Source organism: Bremerella alba (assembly GCF_013618625.1).
In the GTDB taxonomy this organism is placed as follows: domain Bacteria; phylum Planctomycetota; class Planctomycetia; order Pirellulales; family Pirellulaceae; genus Bremerella; species Bremerella alba.
The window spans coordinates 351,501-374,623 of record NZ_JABRWO010000008.1; the positions used below are offsets into that span (position 1 = coordinate 351,501).

22 protein-coding genes are annotated in these 23,123 nt (G+C 55.5%); 12 read left to right on the forward strand and 10 right to left on the reverse strand.

The window, feature by feature from the left end; genetic code table 11:
• The first annotated feature begins 65 nt into the window (after positions 1-65).
• Together HOV93_RS15690 and HOV93_RS15695 are read left to right on the forward strand one after the other, a co-directional pair.
• Positions 66-959, forward strand: coding sequence for an NAD(+)/NADH kinase (locus HOV93_RS15690; RefSeq protein WP_207397450.1), 894 nt, complete (start codon positions 66-68; stop codon positions 957-959).
• 82 nt (positions 960-1,041) lie between these two features.
• On the forward strand, positions 1,042-2,154 hold the full coding sequence (locus HOV93_RS15695) for a hypothetical protein (RefSeq protein ID WP_207397451.1): 1,113 nt from the start codon (positions 1,042-1,044) through the stop codon (positions 2,152-2,154).
• Positions 2,155-2,158: 4 nt separating this feature from the next.
• Here the strand turns inward: HOV93_RS15695 and HOV93_RS15700 are convergent, their stop codons facing one another.
• Positions 2,159-3,352: a class I SAM-dependent methyltransferase gene (locus HOV93_RS15700; protein ID WP_207397452.1), complete on the reverse strand. Its 1,194-nt coding sequence runs from the start codon at positions 3,350-3,352 to the stop codon at positions 2,159-2,161.
• 126 nt (positions 3,353-3,478) lie between these two features.
• Between HOV93_RS15700 and HOV93_RS15705 the strand changes: the two genes are divergently transcribed.
• The gene (locus tag HOV93_RS15705) at positions 3,479-4,225 is read left to right on the forward strand and encodes a DUF6690 family protein (protein ID WP_207397453.1); all 747 of its coding nucleotides are present in this window, start codon (positions 3,479-3,481) and stop codon (positions 4,223-4,225) included.
• A gap of 103 nt (positions 4,226-4,328) precedes the next feature.
• On the opposite strand, the gene HOV93_RS15710 is transcribed toward HOV93_RS15705, so the two are convergent.
• Together HOV93_RS15710 and HOV93_RS15715 are read right to left on the reverse strand one after the other, a co-directional pair.
• Entirely contained in the window at positions 4,329-5,609 is a 1,281-nt protein-coding gene (locus HOV93_RS15710; protein WP_207397454.1) for a DnaA/Hda family protein, read from the reverse strand.
• Between the two features lie 572 nt (positions 5,610-6,181).
• Positions 6,182-7,165, reverse strand: coding sequence for a GNAT family N-acetyltransferase (locus HOV93_RS15715; protein ID WP_207397455.1), 984 nt, complete (start codon positions 7,163-7,165; stop codon positions 6,182-6,184).
• 125 nt (positions 7,166-7,290) lie between these two features.
• On the opposite strand from HOV93_RS15715, the gene HOV93_RS15720 reads away from it, so the two are divergent.
• The gene (locus HOV93_RS15720; protein ID WP_207397456.1) at positions 7,291-8,400 is read left to right on the forward strand and encodes a PDZ domain-containing protein; all 1,110 of its coding nucleotides are present in this window, start codon (positions 7,291-7,293) and stop codon (positions 8,398-8,400) included.
• A 279-nt stretch (positions 8,401-8,679) separates the two neighbouring features.
• Positions 8,680-9,171, forward strand: coding sequence for an MgtC/SapB family protein (locus HOV93_RS15725; protein ID WP_207397457.1), 492 nt, complete (start codon positions 8,680-8,682; stop codon positions 9,169-9,171).
• Here HOV93_RS15725 and HOV93_RS15730 read toward each other — a convergent pair.
• Both HOV93_RS15730 and HOV93_RS15735 read right to left on the reverse strand, forming a co-directional pair.
• Positions 9,168-10,064, reverse strand: coding sequence for a LysR family transcriptional regulator (locus HOV93_RS15730; protein ID WP_207397458.1), 897 nt, complete (start codon positions 10,062-10,064; stop codon positions 9,168-9,170). The genes HOV93_RS15725 and HOV93_RS15730 overlap by 4 nt on opposite strands.
• A gap of 148 nt (positions 10,065-10,212) precedes the next feature.
• Positions 10,213-10,608, reverse strand: coding sequence for a methionine-R-sulfoxide reductase (locus HOV93_RS15735; RefSeq protein WP_207397459.1), 396 nt, complete (start codon positions 10,606-10,608; stop codon positions 10,213-10,215).
• A gap of 255 nt (positions 10,609-10,863) precedes the next feature.
• Here HOV93_RS15735 and HOV93_RS15740 point away from each other — a divergent pair, with 255 nt between their 5' ends.
• The 5 genes from HOV93_RS15740 (at position 10,864) to HOV93_RS15760 (ending at position 16,864) form a co-directional block, all read left to right on the forward strand.
• Positions 10,864-11,754, forward strand: a complete 891-nt coding sequence (locus HOV93_RS15740) for a DUF1559 domain-containing protein (protein ID WP_207397460.1) — start codon at positions 10,864-10,866, stop codon at positions 11,752-11,754.
• A 98-nt stretch (positions 11,755-11,852) separates the two neighbouring features.
• A complete protein-coding gene (locus HOV93_RS15745) occupies positions 11,853-12,302 on the forward strand; it encodes a hypothetical protein (protein WP_207397461.1) in 450 nt (149 codons plus the stop codon).
• 105 nt (positions 12,303-12,407) lie between these two features.
• Positions 12,408-13,859 carry a di-heme oxidoredictase family protein gene (locus HOV93_RS15750; RefSeq protein ID WP_207397462.1) on the forward strand — a complete coding sequence of 484 codons (1,452 nt, stop codon included), beginning with the start codon at positions 12,408-12,410 and terminating at the stop codon, positions 13,857-13,859.
• Between the two features lie 168 nt (positions 13,860-14,027).
• Entirely contained in the window at positions 14,028-15,518 is a 1,491-nt protein-coding gene (locus tag HOV93_RS15755) for a di-heme oxidoredictase family protein (protein WP_207397463.1), read from the forward strand.
• An 86-nt stretch (positions 15,519-15,604) separates the two neighbouring features.
• Positions 15,605-16,864, forward strand: coding sequence for a glycoside hydrolase family 71/99-like protein (locus HOV93_RS15760; protein WP_207397464.1), 1,260 nt, complete (start codon positions 15,605-15,607; stop codon positions 16,862-16,864).
• A gap of 4 nt (positions 16,865-16,868) precedes the next feature.
• Here the strand turns inward: HOV93_RS15760 and HOV93_RS15765 are convergent, their stop codons facing one another.
• Positions 16,869-17,708, reverse strand: coding sequence for an alpha/beta hydrolase (locus HOV93_RS15765; protein WP_207397465.1), 840 nt, complete (start codon positions 17,706-17,708; stop codon positions 16,869-16,871).
• A gap of 154 nt (positions 17,709-17,862) precedes the next feature.
• Here HOV93_RS15765 and HOV93_RS15770 point away from each other — a divergent pair, with 154 nt between their 5' ends.
• Positions 17,863-18,186, forward strand: a complete 324-nt coding sequence (locus HOV93_RS15770; protein ID WP_207397466.1) for a flotillin-like FloA family protein — start codon at positions 17,863-17,865, stop codon at positions 18,184-18,186.
• 106 nt (positions 18,187-18,292) lie between these two features.
• Positions 18,293-18,481: a hypothetical protein gene (locus HOV93_RS15775; RefSeq protein ID WP_235990427.1), complete on the forward strand. Its 189-nt coding sequence runs from the start codon at positions 18,293-18,295 to the stop codon at positions 18,479-18,481.
• Positions 18,482-18,597: 116 nt separating this feature from the next.
• Here HOV93_RS15775 and HOV93_RS15780 read toward each other — a convergent pair whose 3' ends face one another.
• The 4 genes from HOV93_RS15780 to HOV93_RS15795 all read right to left on the reverse strand — a co-directional run bounded on the left by HOV93_RS15780 (position 18,598) and on the right by HOV93_RS15795 (position 23,119).
• Complete coding sequence (locus HOV93_RS15780; RefSeq protein ID WP_207397467.1) at positions 18,598-19,788, reverse strand: M14-type cytosolic carboxypeptidase; 1,191 nt, start codon at positions 19,786-19,788, stop codon at positions 18,598-18,600.
• A gap of 86 nt (positions 19,789-19,874) precedes the next feature.
• Positions 19,875-20,945: an alpha/beta hydrolase family protein gene (locus HOV93_RS15785; RefSeq protein ID WP_207397468.1), complete on the reverse strand. Its 1,071-nt coding sequence runs from the start codon at positions 20,943-20,945 to the stop codon at positions 19,875-19,877.
• Between the two features lie 35 nt (positions 20,946-20,980).
• Complete coding sequence (locus tag HOV93_RS15790) at positions 20,981-22,336, reverse strand: arylsulfatase (protein ID WP_207397469.1); 1,356 nt, start codon at positions 22,334-22,336, stop codon at positions 20,981-20,983.
• Between the two features lie 147 nt (positions 22,337-22,483).
• A complete protein-coding gene (locus HOV93_RS15795; protein WP_207397470.1) occupies positions 22,484-23,119 on the reverse strand; it encodes an MOSC domain-containing protein in 636 nt (211 codons plus the stop codon).
• Between the last annotated feature and the right edge of the window lie 4 nt (positions 23,120-23,123).

Consider the following 23,123-nt stretch of genomic DNA (forward strand, 5'->3'; position numbering starts at 1 on the left):
CTCTGTTGGCACACCAAAATTCCTCACCCTAACCCTCTCCCTTCAAGGCAGAGGGGGCAACAGCGATGACCACCGTCGACCCTGCTTCCCCGAAAGAACCGCCCTGGGCTGGGAAAGAAAAGCCGCGAGTCCTGCTGCTCGGAGCCGGCAATCGTCCTCACGTGGAAGAGGAAGCCGAACGACTTTCTCATCTTTTGCCTAAATATGCCGATATCGTGCACACCGATCTCGCGTGGGAAGCCGACCTCTCGGAAATCGAAGCGGATTTCGCGATTGTGCTGGGTGGCGATGGCTCGATCCTCGGGGCTGCCCGCAGCATGGGAGACCAACAAATCCCCATCGTCGGCGTGAACATGGGCAAGCTCGGGTTTCTGGCGGCTTTCACGCCGGAGCACGTGGTCGATCAGCTCGCCTGTTTGTGTGCCGGCGAATGTCAGATCATCGAGCATATGATGCTCCGGTGCCGCGTTCTCAAGGACGACGAAGTCATTGCCGAGCGGATTGGCCTGAACGAAATGGCACTTCTCGGCGGGCCCCCCTTCCAAATCCGCACGATTGATCTTTACGTGGATACGCAATTAGCGACATCATATAGCTGCGACGGCTTAATCATTAGCACGCCGGTCGGGTCCACGGCCCATAACCTGTCGGCAGGTGGTCCGATTTTACGGGCCGACTTGCGGGCTTTTGTCGTTAGTCCGATTAACCCTCATACGTTAACCATGCGAAGCGTGGTGGATACGGGGGATCGTTGTTTCGAGATGCATTTACGCGGATCGGACAAAACGATGTCGGTAGTAGTCGACGGCCGAGTGCTCAGCCCGATCACCAGCGATCACCGCGTTCGCGTCGATCAGGCCCAGCCGCGATTTAAGCTCGTTGCCATGCACGACCATAACTATTACCGCACGCTTCGCGAAAAGCTGGGCTGGGGCGGTCAAATCGATCACGGAAGATAAGTTGTCCAAGTTTCGTTTTCCATCCTCCCCGCTGAAAACGAAGCTCGCTTGAAAACGACCCAAACTGCAAGGATGCAAAATCATGAGAATGCTCGCGACTCTCGCGTTGCTGGTTGCCACTTCTACTGTGGCAATGGCCGACGATACCAAGGTTAAACTCGAATACAAGTTCGCCGTTGGTGACGTGATACGCTCGAAGGTGGTGCATCTTTCCACGGTCGAGACCAAGATCAAAGGAACGACCCAAACGGCTCAGTCACGCAGCATCTCGACCAAAAATTGGAAGGTTCAAGACGTAAACTCCCAAGGCGACGCCACCTTCATCCACTCGGTCGAAAACATCGACATGTGGCAGAAGGTCACCGATCGGCCTGAGCAGCGTTACAATAGCGACAAAGACGACGTTCCCCCAGCCATCTATACGGAAGCTGCCAAAAGCGTGGGGGTTCCGCTGGCAAAGCTTACCGTTGATCAACAAGGCCGTCTGGTCGATCGAGAGCAACTCGGCGGTACGCCCAGTAGCGAATCACAGATCTTGCCTATCCTGCCCGCCGATGCCGTTGCTGTCGGGGCTGCGTGGTATTCGCCGGATGACATCACCGTGCGTGCCGGCAATGGTGCTCAAAAGCATATCAAGACGCGGCAAGTTTTCCGTTTGCAGAGTGTCAGCGGCAGTATCGCGACTATCGCGACCGAAACTCAGATCCTCACCCCTATCGACGACCCGATGCTCAAGGTCGAGCTGATTCAGAAGCTGACTCGGGGAACGATTAAGTTTGATATCGAAGCCGGACGCGTTGCGTCACAGCAACTCGATCTCGATGAAACGATCATTGGTTTCCAGGGCGAAACCAGCGTGATGAACTACCTCGGCCGCATGACCGAAGAGCTAATTCCAGAGGCCCCTGCGAAAGTGGCTGCTGTGCCCATGGCGCCGAAGAAGCTAAAGCCAACGCCAAAGCCTGCGGAGCCTGTCTCCAAGCCGAAGAAGGAAGAAGTCGCTGACGGCAAATCATGGGACAAGCTGATCGAGGGCTCGGCCGAGCAGGAGACGTTTGAATTAGAAGAGCCTGTGGCCAAGATGGCCTCCAAGCCTGAGCGACGAGATATGGATGGCGTTCCGACCCTGGCCGATCCTGCCACGAAGCCGGCTGAGGAAGAAGAGCTTAAGCTCGCCTCGCCCGGTAAAGAGTAGAGCCCTAGAAAGAGACGCGGCGGCAGAGGATCGCTCGATTCCCTGCCACAGTCGGGGTGAAGACGATCGTCCCCTCCCCTTTCCCGCGCGGTTTAAGCTGTTTCCGCATGGCCTCGAGTTTCAGCTCGAGGCCTCTTTGTTTGAGCTCCAGCGTTCCCCACTCGGCCTGGGCGACGGCCTTCTTCAATCGCTTGGCATCCACTTTCTCTTGCTCAAGCACCTCGAACGATTGTAGCAAAGGGTGCTCGAGTGCCTCGTTGCCGGTCAAGTAATGCGACTCCGGCGATAGACGTGCCAGTTGGAAACTCTCGGCCAACGTATCGACCAGGCCTGAAGCGACCAGCGAGGGATCCGGATCGAAGAGGTAGCGGCCAAGCTCCGTCGACGAAACCGGATAACGGACGGTGCCTTCGAAAAAGTCGACCTTACCGGCAGGATCGATCCGGGTTGCCGTACGTGTGGCCGGTTTCTTCGCCAGCTCGCCCAGCCACACGATCAGTTGTTTGCACTCGCGATGGTGCGTAATCCATTCGCATTGGCCCTCTGCTTCCCAGGCATCCGGCAGGCGGCTTGCCGGGGCAAGTTTCAATGCGGCATTGCCGTTGCGCCGCAGCATGGCTTCCAACTGGTTTAAGCTAGGGCTGAAACTATCCAGGCGAATCGTGCGACGATCCTCGTGCCGACGATCCGGGTCTATGTGCCAAGCCGCGAACGCTTCGAGCGGAGTCTCTTCGGCCAATCCGCAGAGCGTGCCGGCAAGCTTTGCGCCATGGGCAGAAACGTTCGCTTCGGCAAAACAAAGGTGATCGGCAGAAGCATCCACCGCCGTCGTGGGGCCGCGTCCGGCAAACGCGATAAGATCGCCGCCGATCCCACAGCACAGGTCGGCCAGTGGTTGGTTAGTCGGAAATCGCTTTGCTTTGTAGGCGGCAATCTCTTGGCCGGTGGACTGCTGTAGGCCGATGTCGGTAAAGAACATACCGTCGGCGTGGGTGAACTTGCGCATGGCTCGCTTGCGGAGTTCGACCTGGCTGAGAAGGGCCGCTGCTTGGTCGCTACTAAGTTCCTGACGAAGCCGGGTAAGTGTTCCGATTGCGCTGGTATCGACGCCGCTTAGCCAGGCAAACCATGACTTGGCATCATCAGAGACAAGCCACTGCGATGTGGTAAGCGATTCCGATTGATCGGGAGATGGCATTTCTTAGGTCTACGAAAAATGTGGCGACGACTCGGGTCTTAGCAAGTGCTGGCATCACCTTCATGCGAGATGGGTCTGGCATTCGATGATAACTTTGGATGAATCATCATTGGGAAGGAGTCGATTGTGTTTCGTCGAACGGTCATGTTTTGGGTTGCCGCAGCCGCCAGTTTTGGCGTGCCGTATAGCTATTACGATCCCACTGTGCGTGAGACGGCCAGTTCCTATTGGAACAAGGCCAGCCAACTTGTGCCATCGGGGGAAGATGCTCCGGCGGCTTCCATAGCTGGCAAGGACAATCCTGGCGGGCAAAATTTGGTGAGTGCTCCGAGTTCGACTTCCGCCACGAAGCCGCTTGGCCCTCCGTCTGCTGCGCCGGTGTTTCAGCAATTCGATCACTTCATCAACTTCAATGCGAGCCCGCGCTGGATCATGGAAACGTGGCCCCGTGTGAGCACCACGCTTTCTGATATTCGCCTGGAAGGATTACGGGTTCCGCTAGTTAGTGGTTCTCGGGTCGATGACATTGCCGGCTCGCTGACCTACTACTTCGACCATGAAAAAGTCCTACAGCGAATTACCTTCCATGGAACGACCGGAGACGAACGCCGTCTGGTCGCGATGCTCACCGAGCACTACAAGTTCGAGTCGGAACCCAATGTCGCTGGGTCGCTCTATATGGTGAAATGGAACGGCGACCCCGTCAGCGTTTTGCGAGTCGAGCCAGCCCCGGTGATCGATCAGAACGTACCCCATACACGGTTGAAGATCGATCTAGAGATCAACCGTCCATCGAGCTACTACGCGCTCAGCCCCGAGATGGCTAAGCTAGTCGACCACGACAAACACGCCGGCCGCTGGGGCTTTAAATAAGACGGCGATCGATTGAGATCTTAGACGAATAGTACCGTGGGCCGAGATCTAAAAATCCTGTCCCCTCTCCCTTGGTAAGGGAGAGGGGACAGGGTTTTTTGTTTTATCGTCTCGAGCGAAGTTCGGCTTCGGTTAGCTCAATCGCCTCTTGAGCTTTCAAAGAGCGATCGGCAATCTGAACGACCGAATCCTCGGCCAGCCACTTATTTACTTTCTTTTCGGCGGAAATCACTGTGCTATGACTGCGACGTTGAAAGTGCAAACAGATGTCCGACAAAGCGGCCCCGGTATGTTTCCGGGCTAACCACATCGCCAGCATACGAGGGTTGCTGGCTCGGCGTGATTTGGATGCCGAGCGAAGCAGTTTCGTATCGACACCAAACACGTGGCAGACAGCTTGTTCGACGTCATCCAATCGCATCATGCTGCTGCGTTGGGGGATAAGATCGGCCAGTAGGTTTTCCAGTACCGGGATGGAAAGCGTGTTTCCTTCTACTGCACAGTAAGCCCACAGTCGATTGATTGCACCGGACACAAGCCGACCTTCGCCTGGTAACTGACGGGTTAGCCAGTGGGCGATTGCTTCGGTCAGCTGAACGTCTCGTTTTTCGGCCAGGCGATGGATCATGGCCGTTTTGCAGGTTTCGTCCAGCGGGTCGACTTTGCAGATCAATCCACTGGAGAAACGAGCGACCAGTTCCGTTCCCAGGGCAGACAGTTCTGTCGGGCGTTGGTTGCCTGCCAGAACGACCTGACCGCCACGCCGCGTGATCGCATCGAGTGTATGAAGTAGTTCGGTTTTGGTAGCTCGTTTGCCGGCAAAGAAGTGGACGTCGTCAATGATCAGCACGCCAACGTCGCGATATTTGCGGCGGAAACTGGCCACGCCTGAAGATTGCAACGCTTCCAGAAAATAGGTCGTGAACTGCTCGGCCGAGAGATACACGACCCGCCCTAGCTCCTTCTTTTGTTGCGCCAGACCATAGATACCTTCCAGCAAGTGGGTCTTACCACTGCCGGATGGACCATGAATATAAAGGGGCGAAATCTGTCCCGGTTGCTGCAGCACCATGGTGGCTGCCGTTTTGGCCATTGCGTTGCAATCGCTGACCACAAAGTCCTTCAGCGAAGCAAACCGTCGGCGTTGGATAATCGCCGAACTGTTCGACGAACTGCGAGTCGGTTGCAGGCTGGAAGCTGCCGGTGGTGTCTTTTTCGCCGCTTGAGGGGCGGATGGTGCAGGCGTTTTGGTCGCTGGAGCCAATCCTTCGCGATAGACAACTTGATGCCCAGGCAATTGCACGTCGGAAAGGGCCTGACGAATTGCCTCGTGGAAGTTCTTACGGAGGAAGTCGAGATTCATTCGACTCGTCGATTCGATCAACAAACATCCCTCGCTCAAACGGAGCTGGGTGTTATTCGTACCGAACCAAAGTTCGAAGCGATCTTGTCCTACCCTCTCAATCATTGCAAGACGCAACGCGGGCAGAATTTCGATGTCTTCCGTGACCACAGGCTGACTCTTTCAGCGAGCTGAATTGCCGATTTTCAATCCGAAAATCGTCCTTCAGCCCCAGACAGGAGAGAGGCAAATACAGGCGGCATCATTAACCGCGTGGAGGATGATTGTAGGCAAGCTAGCACCCCTGTCAAACCTCTCGGTAGCACCCTGGCAGAAAAAAAGCGAAGGGGACATTTCCGACTTGCCGAATGCCCGCGATTTCCCGGAGATTCGCTGTGAGCTGCGGCTTTCCATTTTCTAACACGATCTGAACACAGGCGTGGATAAATTGTCGAATCCTGACAAATCAGACTCAAGACTTTACCCTCGCGTCCTCTTATTCTCTTACTCAGTAACACTTTACAGAAGGTTTGCGGTCTGGAACGGGCCAGGACACGTTTGGTCACGCTTCATTAAGAATGTTAGAAGGGACGGTAAACATGGCTTAAGCGTGTTCACGCCACAGCAGCATTCGACAAACGAAGTGGAAGCAGGTACAGCTCTTTGGCTTCGGCCTGTTGAAACCCGAACTCGCGATAGAGTGCCATCGCCGGGGTGTTTCGTTGGTCGGCCCCCGTAATGGTGGATCGGCAACCCATGGATTGGGCTAGTTCCAGGACAAAACGAATCATCTCGCTCCCCAGACCCATCCGCCGAAAGCGTGGGGTTAGGCCAAAGTAAATCAGCTCCAATTGCTGAGGTTCGACATGATGGGCAGTAATGACGACACCGATCGTCTCACTACCGTGCTCGAGCGTGTACCAATGGTCAGTCGACAGACCACTGGTGGCATAGTAGCCGTCCAAGACATCCTCGACGTCTCGCAAGCCGTCCAGTTCGGGGCAGTCGAGACTATTGTCGTAGGTTTGGGCAATCAAACTGCGAAATGCCTCGGACTGAAAATCATCGCAACGTTGAAATTGCAGGTCACCGCGAGGAGGCTCTGCGTGAACATCTTCGGTGAGCGCCTCGAGATGGCTTAATAGTGTGATCGATTGAAATCCGCTCCGTACAAGCAACTTGCCAGCGGTCGGGTTTTCCTGCCCGACCAGGCTTTGTAAGAGGTGGCATCCGTGCTGCTTGCCGAACTGAATCGCTTTTCGCACGAGCAAGTCGGCCGTCGAGTCCGATTCTTCGGAAAGGATGCCCGGCCCCCATACTGACCCGATCTTTCCTGGTTGAATCAAACACCAAATCGAAGCAACGACCCGATTGCCACGTGTCGCGGTCATGAGCCCGTCGAAACTGATTTTGCCTTGCTTTTCTGCCGCGAGTAGCGCGGTAACCCGTCCTCGATGGGCATGCCGCGAACGGCCACCGGTTGCCAACCACAGCGCGGCACCGTAATGGTCCGGCGAGGCAGCACCAATATCTGGATAATCTTGATGGTCGGCGTTCATATGCGTTAGCGTAACAGTGAGGCTCGCTCGTGTCTTCATGGATTTTGCCGCCAGTTTGGGCAGGATTCGCTTTCCTTCTTGGGGAGGATGCGAGACAATAACAGCGACAACGTCAATTGGTCAGACGCTACGGCGTTCTGACCGCACCCGAGAAGGAGGATCATATGCGGACGCGCTATTTGCTTGGAATGTCCATCGTTTTGGGAGGGATTCTCCTCCTCACGCCCCAATCGGTCATGGCTCAAGGAGCTTTGGATCGACTCGGAGACATTCTCAACCAAGTCCAACAAAATCGCCCTGATCGTCCGGTCCCACCGGTGCCTGAGCCCGTGGACCAGCAACCTTATCTCGGGGCTATGCTTGATACGGCCGTGAACGACGCCGATCCCAACCAGAGGCCAGGGCTTCTGGTGACGCAAGTGAACGCAGACGGACCTGCCGAAAAGGCCGGTCTGAAGAAGGGAGATCGCATCACCTCGATCAACGGCTTAGGATTCGAGTCGCTCCAGAAGCTAGGAACCTGGTTGAACCAGAAGAAGCCTGGCGACATGATCCAAATCGTGGCGATTCGCAACGAAAACAACATGGTAAAATCGATCGAAATGGATCTTACTCTGGGCAGCCGGCAAGCCGAAGTCCCTCCCCAGGGGACGCAAGCGGGGCTGCCGGCCCCTTACGATCCGTTAGAAGTCGAAGGCAACATGCCGCGGCCGGTCGATCCGCTTCCGCCTCCGCAGGTCGATAACTCACCCCGTATTCTCGGCGTTCGTGTGGTGCCGCTGACCGATCAGATCCGGGCCCAAACGGGTGTTTCGGTTCGTCGCGGCGCCTATGTCGAGAGCGTCAGCCAAGGCAGTGTTGCCGCTCAAGCCAATCTTCCGGTCGGAGCCGTGATCGTTGCGTATGATGGCCGACGTGTCGACGATGCCGTCGGGCTGATTCAATTGGTTCGCAGTTCACCCGCCGATCGAATGATTCCGGTCAACTATTACTACGGCAATCGCATGGAGTCGACGCAGCTCTTCTTTGGCGATCCGCAGACGTTGCCGCCGCAGCCTGGTCCGGGTAGCGACCCTAGTTACGGCGACGACCGCCCTGCCCTGCGGATGTTGCAGAAGGCCATGGGAGCCATCGAAGGAGGTGGCGAAATACCTGGGGGAATCGCCACGCAGGAACAAGTCGATTCGTTGAGCCGTCGTGTGCGGGATCTCGAGCAAGAGGTACGCCAGCTTCGCGAAGAACTCCGCGCAATCAGGTCAACACGCGACTTGTAAACATTTGTCGGATCGACATTGGGTGCTCTCCACTGAAAAGGGTTTCGCAGGAAACCCTTTTCTCGTGCGCAGACAACTCTTGCTGCGATTGTTGGGGCGTCATTTCAAACTTGCTCAACAGTGGTTTGCCTGTAACCTGCTTGCACAGCAAGACAAGCCAGCCGTGGTGCCCGGCAATGCTCGTTTAAAATACGAAGATTATGTGATAGCTTGGCATCGTTTCTGCAGGAAAATAGGGAGCGTATCTAAGTTGCCGGTAAGAAATGGTGGGTGAAAGCGATGGACGAAATTACAATCCTCTCGACTTTGTCGGTGTGGAACATAGAGTCTTTCTTACGGCTGCTATTGGCAACCCTGTGTGGTGCCGCGTTGGGCTGGGAGCGAGAACGCCAGGCGAAACCTGCTGGTCTGCGTACGCACATGATGGTTTCGCTGGGAGCGGCAACGTTCGTCCTGACTGGCCTGCACTACACCGAATCGCTTGGCCAAGCCGAGCCTTCCTGGCTTCAGGCCGATCTGTTTAGAATCATCGCGGGAGTCATCGGCGGCGTCGGTTTCCTAGGGGCCGGTTCCATTATCGAGTCACGCGGAGACGTCCGCGGACTGACCACCGCAGCATCCATTTGGGTCGCCGCAGCTACGGGGGTTGCCTGCGGCATGGGATACTATGGTCTTGGCATCATGGCCATAGCTTTGGCAATGGTCACGTTGGTGGTGATCGGCACGTTCGAGCGGTTTCACTTCCCTGACAATGACGAGCCTGAGTCTTAAACCGACTTCGACGGAAAAGCGTGGGCAAACTGACGAACGTGCTCCTTGAAGCGGTCCAAGAGTTTGCACTGGAATCGATATGGGTTCCAAATCATTGCAATCGTGCGTGTCGGCTTCGTACCCGTCAACGATCGGTAAATGCGACGCTTGCTCGCATCGAGTTGCTCGGCCATTTGCGGAATCATGGAGACGCCATGCCGCAAGGAAACCAGTTCCTGCACGGTTGCCAATTGGCTGGTCCGTTCGACCGAAACGGGATTGAACGAGCGGTGCCGGCAGAAGGTCACAATGTTGTCCGATAAACAGTGTGCTTCGTCCAGCAGAATAAACGGGTACGGCTCGACGTCAGAAAGCTTGATCTGCTTCTTCACGCACAGCGGGTGATCGACCGGCAGAACCAGCAGCAGTTCTTCTTCGAACAGCGATTCGACTTCCAAATGCTTGGCCGAAATGGGTAGCGCCAAGATCGCCAGATCGATTTCGCCTTGTTGGCAGCGCCGCAGCAGATTGTCGGTCGTGTCTTCCTGAACGGTCAGCTGCGCCTTAGGAAACGACTCGGCAAACGGACTGAGCATCTCCGGTAAGAAGAACGGTGCGATCGTCGGGATCGCGCCCAGGCGAATTCGTCCACTTTCGCCGTCGTCGGAAATCTCGGCCTTGGTGTCTTCGACCAACGCCACGATGCGATGTGCCCTGGGAAGTAGCAGATGCCCCGCATCGGTCAGCGTGACTTTGCGCGATTGTCGCTCGAACAGCGGCTGCCCGAGAACCTCCTCAAGCCGGGCAATCGAGCGACTGAGCGCCGGCTGCGAGATCGTCAGGCATTCGGCTGCACGCGTAAAGTTACCCAGCTCGGCGACTTTGAGAAATTGTTGAAGCTGCTCGATTTCCATTGGCTTGCCCTGCGATGCCTGGTTAATGCAGATAGTGCATGATGCAGGGGGCTATTATGCATAATATGCATCGCAGCTGCCATGCCCACGCAGGGCCGTTAGTCAAGAGTGCCGCGCACGAAGTAAGGTCGATCAAGGAGAGTATCGTTTACTTAGAGCGAATGACTTCCGGCAGATGTTCGCCGTCGGCAATGAATCGCATTGAAATTGAATTCACGCAGTGACGCGTATCCTTGGGGGTGAACCCTTCTCCTTCGAAGACATGCCCCAGGTGCCCTTCGCAGTTAGCGCACACTATTTCAATTCGACGTCCATCCGCGTCCGGCACGCGCTGCACGGCATCGGGAAGATGCTCGTCAAAGCTTGGCCAGCCGCAGCCACTGGGGAACTTGTCTCCCGAGTGATAGATAGGCAAATTGCACTGCCGGCAGATGAACGTACCGTCGGCTTTCAGGTCGGTGTACTCGCCGGCAAACGGGCGTTCGGTCCCCTTGTTTTGAATCACATGCCGCTCGGCGTCGTTGAGTGGATTGTATTGTGGCATCGCAAAGACCTCAGGATGTTCTTCAAGAGGGAAGCAGCAGACATTTCATTGCGTTCATTCTAGGTTTTCTCGCTGTCGTGGCTACCAAGAGGAGTGGCGCTAGTAAATGATTTAGATTTCCGGAAATATTGTTGCATCGATTGCTCTAGGTCTTTATAGTTTGCAAATCGGGTGACTCAGTGGGCAGTGTAACCGCATGCTGGGCTCCGCAGCACTTCCATCTCTTCAATTCACCCTTCTCTGGAAGGTCGTCTCATGGTATGTGTTCGTACGGCGCAACGCGGTTTTACGCTTGTAGAACTGCTGGTTGTGATTGCGATTATCGGTGTACTCATCGCTCTTTTGTTGCCGGCCGTGCAACAAGCCCGCGAAGCGGCTCGACGAATTCAGTGCACCAATAACATGAAGCAAATTGGGCTGGCGCTACACAATTACCACGACACCTTTTCGCGACTCCCTTATGGAAGCCATCATGCTAATCGTTGGGGTTGGCAGCCTCGCATGATGGCATTCATGGAAATGGGGAATGCCTATGATCAACTCGATTTCAGTATCAATTCATGGCAGGGAACCAATATCGATATCATTCGGGAGGTGCAGCCAGCATTTCTCTGTCCTTCCGATCCGTTCGGCGAAGAGGTGTTGGAAGAGGAAAACTTTGCCGGTCCGACCTGGGTCATATCACAGACAGACTATGCGGCTTGCATTGGCGACTATCGAAATTCGACCGGTGTTGGAGAAGACCCGGTGTATGGCAATGTGAACGGTTCAAACACCCAGGTTCGCGGCATGATCGGGCGCTGGGGTTGGGCTGCCAATTTCCGCGATGTTACGGACGGTTTGAGCAACACCATCTGTGTAGGGGAATGTGTCGGAGCGTTTTGTATTACCCAAAACTTCGGCACTCAATCGTTCGCTACCACGGCCCACCCTATCAATTTCATGAACAAGTCTCTGCAGGATGATATCCCCACACAAGCCAATCCACGCTGGGACGAATCGATCGGATTTCGCAGTTTCCACCCCGGAGGAGCACTGTTTCTAATGGCCGACGGATCAGTACGTTTCCTGGCAGATACCATCGATGGCGAAACGTACCGCGGTTTTGCTTCACGCAGTGGGGGCGAAGTTGTCTCTCTTAACTAAAGCCTCTTGTACCTGAGATTGAAGCAATGTCGATAAGGGCAGATTCTAAATATCCGTCCTCTATGCGAGATAGTTTTTGTGAAGATTGCGAGTGAAGAATGGTCCAAAACGTAGTGATTTGCTTGGCGATGGGACTGATGTTGGGGTGTTCCGAATCTGGACGTCCTCCCATGGGAATTGTCGGAGGCACGGTTACCTTCGAGGGAAAGCCCGTTTCCGAGGGCTCCATCATCTTCGAGGTAAAAGACGCTCGACCAGCGACGGGAAAGATTCAAGGCGGGAAAATCACGGACGTCACCACCTTCGAGCCTAATGACGGGGTCGCCGTCGGTGAGGCTGCTGTCGCCGTATACGCTTCCTCTAGCGAGGTCGCCTCGGCTGTCGTTGCATCACCCGATGTAAACCAGCCAAGGCTGCCCAAAGGTTACATGGGTTCCGGCCAAAGCTCGCTGATACCAGCGCGGTACAACAACCCTTCCACCAGCCAATTAACCTGTGAGATACACGCGGGAGAGAACCACTTGGAATTCGACCTGACCCAAAAGTAGTTGCGATTGGCATGACAATTTCGTTGCTGCCTTTGCAGAGTTGGCCTAAACAAGTGGTGGACCTAACGTCTATGTTTGTGTCAGCCAGTTGTGAAGGAGACTCTGGTGAGTCGAATCATCCCCCTGCTACTTGTCGCGTTCTTTCTCTTGTCGGTCGATACGCTTTTCGCTCAAGCCGAAGCCGACGATGACCCGGTTGTCCGAGGAAGAAAACTGTTTCTGCACCAGTGGAAGCCAGGAGACGAGCTAAGCCCCCAGGGCGACGGCTTGGGCCCGATGTTTAACGGGACGAGCTGCGTCGAGTGTCATTCGCTCGGTGGGGTCGGTGGCAGTGGCGAAAGCAAACGCAACGCACAGTTTCTTTCCTTCTTGCCAGAGTCCGGCAAGTTCACCGACGATGGGATCAAGAGTTTTCTCGGACGCTTGAAGGGGATGCACCCTGATTTTGTCGACGACAAGGATCAGTTCTCTTTCGGTGTTCTGCTGCATCGGCAAAGCACGACCCCAGATTACGCGGCCATCCATGACGAGGTCACGACACCGCTGCCATCTAATTACGACTCTCGGCTGCGCATTCGGCGGATGCTTAGTCAACGCAACATTCGCCCAGTCGATGCCCTGCCGCTTAAACTGGTGACCTATCAAGACGAGCTGCAATATGCCTTGGCCGAACGCAACCCGCCGCAACTGTTTGGCCTCGACGCCATCGACCGCAGAATTACCGAGGGCGACCTCAAGAACATCGTCAAAGCTCAAGAGACGAGCCGCACCGGGGTCTCAGGCCGCCTGGCCGGCAAGTTCGGCTGGCGAGGTCAGATGCGAGACTTAGATCTTTTCATCAAGGGGGCATGTGCGACGGAGATTGGGCTTCAGGTTCACGAGTTTGAGCAGACGAAGGATCCTCTGCGTCAAGATTATTCCTTGAAGGGAACGGACTTGAGCAAGGCTCAGATTGACGATCTTATTCGATACGTGCGCAGCTTGGACGTGCCTAGTCAGGTGCTTCCCAACGATCCGCAGCAACGCAAGATGATCGCCGAGGGAAAACAGTTGTTTGCCAACATTGGCTGCGCCGAGTGCCATGTCGAAAATGTGGGTTCGGTTTCCGGCGTTTACTCCGACTTTTTACTGCATCATATGGGGCAACAATTTGAAGACCCCATCCCGGCCGAGCCAGTCGCGAAATTCACCGAACGCGAACGGATGGATGTCATCGTCAGTTATCACGGCATGAGGCGCCGCGCTGTCACGACTGAACTGGTCAAGACAATGGAAGTCGGCCCCGAGCAGCACACCGAGTACAAAACGCCGCCGCTGTGGGGTGTCGCCGACTCGGCCCCTTACCTGCATGACGGCCGAGCGACCACACTTCGAGCAGCGATTGAATGGCACGGTGGCGAAGCGTACTCGTCGTTCCGGCGGTTCTCGCTAATGAGCGAAGAGAAACAGTTCAGCCTGCTCAAATTTCTGGAGTCGCTCAAAGCCCCTCAAGATGCCCAAGAAGCACCGCCGCAATTGACCGATAGCGTAGCAGATAACGGCGCGGCGCTACGGTAACTTTCATCGCGATCGGTTGATGCATTGCGTGCTGTTTTCTCTCGGTGAAATGGGATGCGGTTGTCTGTGCAAAATGTTTGCAAGCATGGAAGCAATCGCATACACAGAGAGGGGGAGGCAACCCTCTCTTCAGCTTACGGAGTCGCTTTGTTGGAAAAGGGAATTAAGATGACTCGCATCACGTCACTTCTTGCGTTGGGCGTTCTTCTCACGATCAGTTCGCCGCTGTTCGCTCAGTTTGCAGCTTCAGACGACATGGTCGATCGCGGCCGCGAGTTGTTCGTTCATCAGTGGGAACCCAACGACAAGCTAAGTCCCAACGGCGATGGCTTAGGGCCGCTGTACAACGCGACAAGCTGCGTGGCGTGTCATGCCCAAGGAGGCGTCGGAGGAAGTGGCCCCAAAGACCACAACGCTCAGATGCTGGCCATCGTTCCGGAGCCTGGCAAGCTCAACGCTCGAACAGCCAAAACGTTCCTCAATCGCTTGAATACAATGCATCCCGAGTTTGTCGATTCCGAGGGACGCTATTTCACCGGAATCCTTTTGCATCGCTACAGCACAACGCCTGAGTACGCCGAGGCCCACCAAAAGGTAACGACGCCGTTAGAAGAAACGATCGAGTCGCGTAGCCGAGTTCGGCGAATGCTCAATCGTCGTGGCATTTCGGAAATCAGCCTCTTGCCGTTGAAGCTGGTGATCAACCAACGCGATATGCAATATGCCCTGGCCGAGCGTAACCCGCCCCAGCTTTTCGGAACGCATTTAATCGATACGTTAATCGACGATGGCGATATCGAAGCGATCGCCCAGCAGCAACTGCAAAGCAACAAAGGTGTTTCCGGCCGCTTTACGGGGCGATTTGGCTGGCGTGGACAACTGGAAGATTTAGACCTTTTCGTCAAAGGTGCCTGTGCCGCCGAGGTCGGGCTCCAGGTTCAAGAGATGAACCAATCGAAAGATCCACTTAAACCCGACTACCAACTCAGCGGAATCGATCTTACTGCGGAGCAAACCGACCAGTTGGTTGCCTTCGTTCGCTCGCTGCCGCGTCCTGAGCAGGTCCTGCCGGAAGATCCCAACGAGCGTAGCTACGTGAATCAGGGAGCCGTGCTTTTCGATGCGATCGGTTGTGCCGAGTGCCACGTGCAGGATGTCGGACAGCTAAGTGGCGTCTTCTCTGACTTCCTGTTGCATGATATGGGACCGGAATTTGAAGACCCCATTCCGGCGAAGAAGATTAAGGTTACCAGAGTCACCGCAGGCGTGACGATGCCGTCGTACTATGGTGCCGATCCGATTCGAGCGACTGAAACGTACTATACCGTTGAAGAACAAAACCACTTCAAGGAATATCGCACCCCGCCGCTCTGGGGCGTTGCCGATTCGGCCCCTTACCTGCATGATGGTCGCGCGACAACACTTCGTGCAGCCATTGAATGGCACGGAGGAGAAGCGTTGGCCTCGCGGGCAAACTTTGCTCAGCTCCACGAACGAGAGCAAGTCGCGTTGCTCAAATTCCTCGAATCGCTTCAAGCACCCAAGACAGCCGAAGAAACCCCCGACCGGATCGTCGGCAAACAAGTGGCAGAGCCTGGGGAAAAGAAGATCTCTAGCATCCCCAGTGGTACAATCAAAGCGGTGGCCGCGCGTAAGTAACGCCACAGGGTGCGACAGATCCACGGCTGGCTCGTTCAGCCGTGGCACCCACAAACCGCTTTGACTTGGACCTTGAAGGATTCGCTATGCAAACTTGGGCAACCCCTTCCCTGCCCTGCTCGCTTGGTCGGTTGCTGGTCGTGCTGTGCTTGGTCGCGATCAGCTGCTCGGCGAGCGATCTCTTCGCTCAACAGTCGCAACCGGTGAATGCGACCACGCTCGATGGCAAGGTCCTGTGTGGCTATCAAGCCTGGTTCCGCTGTCCCGAAGACGGAACCAACTTGCACTGGATGCACTGGAGCCGCCAACCAACGATCACTCCGCAGTCGATAACCTTCCAGATGTGGCCTGATCTGTCCGAGTTTACACCGACGGAAAAGTATGCTGTTCCCGGCATGAAGTATCCAGGCGGAACGCCCGCGTATCTGTACAGCAGCGTGCATCAGAAAACGATCGAGCGGCATTTTCAATGGATGCAGCAGTATGGCATCGATGGTGTGTTTGTGCAGCGTTTTTTAGTCAATTTGCGGCAACCATCCTTCGATACGATTCTCGATCACGTACGTACTTCAGCCGAAGAGTCCGGGCGAACGTTTGCCGTTTGCTACGATTTATCAGGCTACCCTTCCGAACGGATCGTGGGGCGTCTGACCGACGATTGGAAACAGCTTTGCGACGAGCGAAAAGTAACACGGGACGAGCGCTATCTCGATCACGATGGACTGCCGGTCGTCTTCATCTGGGGGCTCTATCCCGATCGCTTCTCAGCCGATATTGCCCATCAGCTGATCGACTTCTTTCACGAAGAAGGACCTTATCGCGCGACGGTCATCGGTGGTGTACCTAATAATTGGCGTAGCGAGACCAGCCAGAGTTGGACCTCTGCGTTTGGCAAGTTGGACGTGATCAGCCCCTGGAATGTCGGCAATATCGAAATGCGCGGCGGAGATAAGATCGCCCACACGCATGTCTGGAAAGAAGATCTCGCCACAGCCCAACAAGCTGGCACCAAGTTTCTGCCGGTCATCTATCCCGGTTTCAACTGGACGAACCTAAAAGGCCCCTTGGCTCAAAGAGACACCATCCCACGTCGCGGCGGTGCATTCTTCTGGGAACAGTTTGTCGCGGCGAAGAAACTTGGAAGCGGAATGGCCTACGTCGCCATGTTTGACGAAGTCGACGAGGCCACCGCGATCTTCAAAGTGACCAACGATCCGCCATTGGAAGCCAATTGTGCGACCTACGAAGGGCTGCCATCCGATTGGTACCTTCGCCTGACCGGCGAAGGGGCAAAGATGATCCGAGGAGATGCGCCCCTCCACGAGCGAATCCCCATCCAACCTTAGCCGGCTATTTGCTATCGGTTAAAACCCATCCGAGCGAGCCGAGAAATTTGTCCATCTCTTGGACTGTCTCGTTGTACCAACGATGATTATCCCGACTGTGGTTGAAGAAACCATGCCCTTGTCCTTCGTAGACACGAAGTTCGCTGATGACCCCAGCCGCTTTCATCTCTTGCTCAAACCGCTTGGCTGTCGAGACTGGGATCAAATTGTCTTTGGAGCCGAGAAACACGATCGACGGCGGATCGTCGGCGCTGATGTTGTGGGCCGGCGAAAATTCCTGGAAGCGATCTTTGACCCGTTTCTGTCCCCAGCCATCGGGGCCGTTGTCGTAGACCGGATTGAACAGCACCATTGCGTTGGGCTTGGTCGACACGTCTTGTTTCTCTTGGTCGACCGTGCCGAGATAAGCCGCCAGATGACCCCCTGCCGAGCCGCCTGCCGTCGCGATGCGACTCGGGTCGATGCCTAACTGCTTCGCGTGCGAGCGAACCCATCGCATGGCGTCCAATGCATCCTCTGTGCACGTTACCGGTGGATCGTCGTTTTTGCGGTCGAGCAACCGGTATTCGACCTGAATGGCGACCATACCTTGCTCGGCCAGGTGCTTGCTGTGTTCGGTAAACTGCCCTGGGGCACCTCCAACCCAGCCGCCACCATGAAAGAAAACAATCGCCGGCCGGCTATCCGTCTTCTTCCACTGCTCTGGCTTGGTGACATACAGCTTGAGTTCGCGTCCGTCGACCGTCTTATAGATGGAAGGTTTGCCTACCGGCGGCACAGCGAAAACAGATGAAACAAACAATAGCAGGAAAGAGAAAATTAAGACTGGGCGAATATTCAGCATCGTAACTCTCGCGGATGAGATCGGGGGGGGAAGTACTGAGCGTATCGTAGTCAATTGCCAAGCGACACGCGAATTTTGGCGTTTGATTTTATCTCCCCTCTTGCTGAGGTATCATCAGGCATGGTGGTGCAACACTTCTCGCCGAGGCGGCTCAATGGACGCAAAAAGCTTTATCTTCGGTCTGCTGTCGGGGCTTCTCTTGGCGGTCGTTCTTTATTGGGTATCGACCTTTTTCAGTATCTTTCGCCCTTGGTTGCAAGTCTTGATGTCCGGCGGTAAGGCATCCGTCTTTCAGATACTGGGTATGCGGCTTCGTGGGTCGAACGTGAAACTCGTAACCGAGGCCTACATCATGCTCGTTCAGCGTGGACAGAAGGTTTCTCTCAGCCAGGTTGAAGCGCAGTACCTGGCCCGGAAGAATGTCATTATGAATAGCCAGGATCTGATGCAGATCGTCGAGCAAAACCAGGGTGCGTAGCTGTCTGGTTAGAAATCGTCGCATGAAACCATGACTTACAGGACGAATTCCGCTACATTACGGCACATCACTGTCACACCTTCTACCAGGGCAAAAGGAAAGCACCATGAAGTTAACCGATTTCTACAACGAAGTTTCCCGCAGCGTCGACACCGATAAGACCGAAATCACCGTCGCGGAAACCAAACGCGTCCTCAGCGAGGCCTTCCTGGCACTGGCCAAAATGGACGCCGCTGAAGCGTTCGATACCGTCAGCAAAGGAATGACGACCGCCAAGAAGAAGCTTTCCAAGTAAGCGGATACGGCAAAGCACTTTCGCCTTCGCCAATTATTACCGCGGCGAAGGCGAGAACTCGCTTAGCGTTTCAAGCTGTGCGTCTGGAAACGTGAACAGAGGCGGCGAACATGGTATTAGGGCATCGTACGAAAGTATCGCTCAATGGCCATACCCAATTGGCGACCTACCGTCATATAGCCTGTTTGCGTACTATGGGGCGTGTTCCAGGCCGTTTCAAGCGTAACAGCCACGACGTGATCGGCCGTGTTCTTGGTGACCCAATTCTTGCTAATCTTGGTCCAGTTCTTGTCATAGCTTGCCCCTGATTCGCGTCTTTCTCCTTTGAATGCCAAGGGGCCCGTGATTTCCAACTGCGATGTCGCGAGGAAGTGGTCGAGGTTGCGATTTCCTTCTTCCGAAAGGTAGTCGGTTGTGGTGGTGTAGTAGTATGGCCATTTGGCCCCTGCGTCGGGGTTGTGCAGATCAACAAACAAGTCGAATGTTCCGTCTTGGTCTTGCTTAAGAATCTGCTGCTGAGCCACTTTCACACTGTTCCAGTGAGGCTGCTCGCTCCAGTCCCGGTTGTGATCTTGCGGGGTTTGATTCTTCCCCCCTGCTCCGATTGCCACGTTGTCGATATCCATCACCGGCACGATCGTGATGAGCGACTTCTGCCGCAGCGCGCTCGCACGCGGATCGTCACTGAGTAACCACTGCACCAGACCTTGGCAGACCCAACTAGAGCCTGATTCCCAGGCATGTTGCCGCGCTTGAATCCAAATCCCTTTCCGCAGCTCGTCTGACACACCTTCGGCGTGGATTCGTAAAGCAGGAACTGTCCGGCCCGCGCGTGTTTGGCACAGTTCAATAGCCTCGACGTGAGGGCCGTTCTTGGCGGAATCGCTTACGAGTCTCTGGGCATCTTCCACCCGAAATGGCGGTCCCCACGCGAACCAGCAAGTCGTTTCGTCCACTTGCTGCTGATAAACAATCCGTTTCCTGTTGCGTTTGCCTGCGGACGTTTGCTGCCAGATGATGTTGTCGGTGCTAAACGCGGCCTGAGTGGGTGTTGCCCAGGGGGCAGTGCCCACATCTAACGTGATTGTTTCGCCAGGTTCGATGCCGGTGACCTGAAAGTACCACCAACACTCCCAGCCCCGCTTGGGGTTTGCCTCTGGCTCGATACGAATGAGTCGCTTCTGTTGATCGACCTCGATTACTTTTGCTGAGCCACCCGAGAAGTCGCTATCGACTTTGAGTTCCCCGGCCAGTAGCATGCTGACCGGACCAAGCAGGATTAGCAAAACAGTTTCGAGACAACGCATTGGGCAGGCTCCTACCAGGACAGGAGTGATAAGCAAGAATCGCTTATCGTAGCACGCATTGTGGTCAGCTTGAAACGAAAAGAGGATTACTCCGACGTTCGATCAGCGACATATGCGTCCAGCCAGTCAATGACTTTCTCGCCAGCGTCCCACGGCAGTGCGTGCCCTTGTCCGTGATTCAGGAGCCCGAGTTGTACCGGCTCTGGGTAATAAGCACGCCACACCTCTTGCCCCACGTGTAGTGCGGGCCAGCTTCGCTCGCCATCGGCGCAACCGCGGCCCGTTTCACCACCGAGAATGAGAAACGGTCGACCGGCGATCAATGAAACGAGCTCGGCATGCTTGCGTGGGAAGCCTTCTTGCTTCACGTCACTTCCCAGATACCACACGGCGTCCCAGTTGCTGAAACCGATCTCGATCCCCCCCTCACTGGCAACCGCCGCGCAGATGCGATCGTCCATCGCTGCCAGATACAACGCTTCTTTCGCCCCGAGCGAGTGCCCGTAGGTTCCGATACGCTGGGGATCGACCGCATCGAGGGAAAGGAGCACATCGACCGCTCGCATCCCATCGGCCAGCATCACGGCCATTCCCTTGCTACCGGGATGATTCTTCAGAGCCGCTGTGGTTGAAGCCTTGTAGTTGTTCTGTTCCCACAGATAGTTCTCTGGGCAGATGACCAGAAAACCGTGCTCGGCGAGTCGCAAGCCCATGTGCCGCGCTGGCTCGGCGTCGAGGCCCACCAACTTGTCAAATGTCCCCGTACTCGTTCCGTGAAACGCAACGATTGCCGGTAGCTTTGCGTCGGCAGGGTCGTGAGGAATCAACAGATAGGCTCGGACCATCCGTCCCGGTTCGGCCTGATAGCGAACCAACCGCCGGGTGCAGTGCTCCAGGCGTTCTTGCTTAATTGTTTCCATCTGCAAAGGAAGTTCCGGAAACGAGTACGCGCCCAGAAACGTCTTCCACTGATCGCGAAGCCGGCTGCGTTCCTGTTGCCAGGCTTCGAGGCCAACCATCGCAGGACGCCCTGCTTGACCGCTCGTGGATAACTCTTTCGGAGGCGTATTCACCTCGGCCAGCCAGGTTACGTCTTGCGCGGCGAGAGAGGAGATCGTAAGCGCGCAGAAGAACAGCGAAACGAAGCAGCGAATCATGGCAGGTTCTCTAGGGGAAAGTAGTGGCGGGCAGGTTATCGTTTCATTTTCCCTTTTTTCGTGCCTGAGTCCAGCGGCCAAAATTCGCTTGGAACATGTGATTTGGCCATGATCGTCTCTACTTGCTGCACGATCTGGGGGTGCCGACTAGCCAAGTCATCTGTTTCGGTAGGGTCGCTGGTCAGATCGAATAACTGGATCGGCGACTGGGTCCCTTCGCGATACCCCTTCCATTTGCCAATCCGCACGGCTTGTTGCGACCGCACTGGAAACTCCCAGTACAGATGCGGGTGCCCCGGTTGCGAATCTCCCTTGAGTGTCGGCAGCACTGAGATCCCATCGAGGTGCGAAGGAGCATCGATGCCTGCCAGGTCGCACGCGGTCGGAAAGACGTCGCGCATGCCCCACACGAAATCACTGGCTTGGCCTGCCGGAACCACGCCGGGCCAACGAACGGCCATCGCTGCGCGAATGCCCCCTTCCTTCAAGCTGCGTTTAGTACCGCTGAAGGGAGCGTTCGACTTCAGGTGCTTCACGAAGGAGCCGTTGGGGCCATTATCCGAGGTGTAGAACACGATCGTGTTGTCGTCGATGTCAAGCTCCTTCAGCAAATCCAGAATCTTGCCCACCGTCATGTCGGCGCGGGTGATCATCGCTGCGTAGTTTTTCACCACTTGTGGCCACTTCTTGTCTTTATAAATCTGATAAGCCGGGTCATCTGCCGGAATCTCGAACTTACCGTGCGGCAATGTGTACGGCAGGTAGAGGAAGAACGGCTTGCTTTGGTTTTCGCGAATGAATCGCAGCGTGTCTTCCTCAAAGAAGTAGTGCGAATAGCGATTGTCGGTTTCCAGCCGCTGCCCATCATTCCACAGCCAGTCGGTGTAGTAGGTATGCGCGTGGACTTGATCGAGATAACCCAGGAAATGATCGAAGCCTTGCTTGTCGGGCGAACCTTCGTAGCCAGGGTTGCCGAGTCCCCATTTGCCGATCCCTCCGGTCACGTAGCCGGCCTGCTGCATTACTTCGGCTACGGTGACATCTTCCTCTTTCAAGAAGACCAACCCACTATCATCGGTCTTATTACGATTGGCTTTGGCCTGGTTGTCGCGTCTTCGACAGTGCCCCGTATGCAGACCGGTCATCAGCACGCAGCGCGTCGGCGCGCAAACGGCCGAACCGCTGTAATGATCGGTGAACCGCATCCCCTCGGCAGCCATACGGTCGAAGACCGGTGTTTGCACATGCTGCGACCCCATCGCCCCAAAGTCGTTGTAGCCAGCATCATCGAGCATGACGTAAATGATGTTGGGCTGCTTGGTGTCGGCAGAGAAGACGCTCGAAACGAAGCAACCTAGAAGAGCGAATGCGAGCAGCGTACGGTGAATCATGGCAGCCGAATCGTTGGAGGAAGGAAGCAGAAGTGCGGACTTAATTCTACCTACTCTCTTATCGAACGGCCGATATCTTACGGGAAATCAGGCCAACCCGGGCAGGAAAACGTCTGTTTCCCGCCGCAATCTCGCATCGGCCCCTTCTTAGGTGGCTGACAACTTGCGGATCATATCGCCAACATGCACGACGCCGGCCTTTACCACCCGGGCATAAATGCCGCGCAGGTGCAATTGTTTGCCGACGGCTGAGTTGACGAACTTCAACGCATCGCTGCCGAACCGCGCAGAAAACTTTTGACAACCGTTGTGGGGGATCTTGGTGATTTCCAACACCACGTCACCAATCGATAGCTGCTGGCCGGTCGGCAGGTTCTCGGCCGACAAATCGAAGTCGACAAAAAGATTGTCCCCGGCTAACGCCCACCGTCCCGAGTCCCCGGCGATCAAATCGATCGTTCGCGAATTCATGATGGCGACCTGCACGTCAGGATGAGGCGAACCGTCCGGCAGCGATTTCCAACAGCCTAATGCCCAGTTATCGCCGTGCACACCTTGTTCCAGGCTCAACTCGCAGTGGGCCAAATGGCTTCGCTCGTCGGTCTTAGGACGAATGACAATCGCTTCCAACGCCCCGTTATCGTGCGGAGATTGTTGGATGTGCGGAAGGCCGTCGTGTAGCTGCTCTAACGTGAGGTGCTCAGCCATAGTTTCGCCGATCAGGTTGGTAAGTGATGAAATGACAACCACCAGGCACGCTAGGTTCACGGCCAAGCCCAACATGTCA

Excerpts from the sequence above, each read along its gene's own strand:
- HOV93_RS15690 (WP_207397450.1), top strand. The coding sequence starts at position 66 with ATGACCACCGTCGACCCTGCTTCCCCGAAAGAACCGCCCTGGGCTGGG.
- HOV93_RS15695 (WP_207397451.1), top strand. The coding sequence starts at position 1,042 with ATGAGAATGCTCGCGACTCTCGCGTTGCTGGTTGCCACTTCTACTGTG.
- HOV93_RS15700 (WP_207397452.1), bottom strand. The coding sequence starts at position 3,352 with ATGCCATCTCCCGATCAATCGGAATCGCTTACCACATCGCAGTGGCTT.
- HOV93_RS15715 (WP_207397455.1), bottom strand. The coding sequence starts at position 7,165 with ATGAAGACACGAGCGAGCCTCACTGTTACGCTAACGCATATGAACGCC.
- HOV93_RS15720 (WP_207397456.1), top strand. The coding sequence starts at position 7,291 with ATGCGGACGCGCTATTTGCTTGGAATGTCCATCGTTTTGGGAGGGATT.
- HOV93_RS15725 (WP_207397457.1), top strand. The coding sequence starts at position 8,680 with ATGGACGAAATTACAATCCTCTCGACTTTGTCGGTGTGGAACATAGAG.
- HOV93_RS15730 (WP_207397458.1), bottom strand. The coding sequence starts at position 10,064 with ATGGAAATCGAGCAGCTTCAACAATTTCTCAAAGTCGCCGAGCTGGGT.
- HOV93_RS15735 (WP_207397459.1), bottom strand. The coding sequence starts at position 10,608 with ATGCCACAATACAATCCACTCAACGACGCCGAGCGGCATGTGATTCAA.
- HOV93_RS15740 (WP_207397460.1), top strand. The coding sequence starts at position 10,864 with ATGGTATGTGTTCGTACGGCGCAACGCGGTTTTACGCTTGTAGAACTG.
- HOV93_RS15745 (WP_207397461.1), top strand. The coding sequence starts at position 11,853 with ATGGTCCAAAACGTAGTGATTTGCTTGGCGATGGGACTGATGTTGGGG.
- HOV93_RS15755 (WP_207397463.1), top strand. The coding sequence starts at position 14,028 with ATGACTCGCATCACGTCACTTCTTGCGTTGGGCGTTCTTCTCACGATC.
- HOV93_RS15760 (WP_207397464.1), top strand. The coding sequence starts at position 15,605 with ATGCAAACTTGGGCAACCCCTTCCCTGCCCTGCTCGCTTGGTCGGTTG.
- HOV93_RS15765 (WP_207397465.1), bottom strand. The coding sequence starts at position 17,708 with ATGCTGAATATTCGCCCAGTCTTAATTTTCTCTTTCCTGCTATTGTTT.
- HOV93_RS15770 (WP_207397466.1), top strand. The coding sequence starts at position 17,863 with ATGGACGCAAAAAGCTTTATCTTCGGTCTGCTGTCGGGGCTTCTCTTG.
- HOV93_RS15775 (WP_235990427.1), top strand. The coding sequence starts at position 18,293 with ATGAAGTTAACCGATTTCTACAACGAAGTTTCCCGCAGCGTCGACACC.
- HOV93_RS15780 (WP_207397467.1), bottom strand. The coding sequence starts at position 19,788 with ATGCGTTGTCTCGAAACTGTTTTGCTAATCCTGCTTGGTCCGGTCAGC.
- HOV93_RS15785 (WP_207397468.1), bottom strand. The coding sequence starts at position 20,945 with ATGATTCGCTGCTTCGTTTCGCTGTTCTTCTGCGCGCTTACGATCTCC.
- HOV93_RS15790 (WP_207397469.1), bottom strand. The coding sequence starts at position 22,336 with ATGATTCACCGTACGCTGCTCGCATTCGCTCTTCTAGGTTGCTTCGTT.
- HOV93_RS15795 (WP_207397470.1), bottom strand. The coding sequence starts at position 23,119 with ATGTTGGGCTTGGCCGTGAACCTAGCGTGCCTGGTGGTTGTCATTTCA.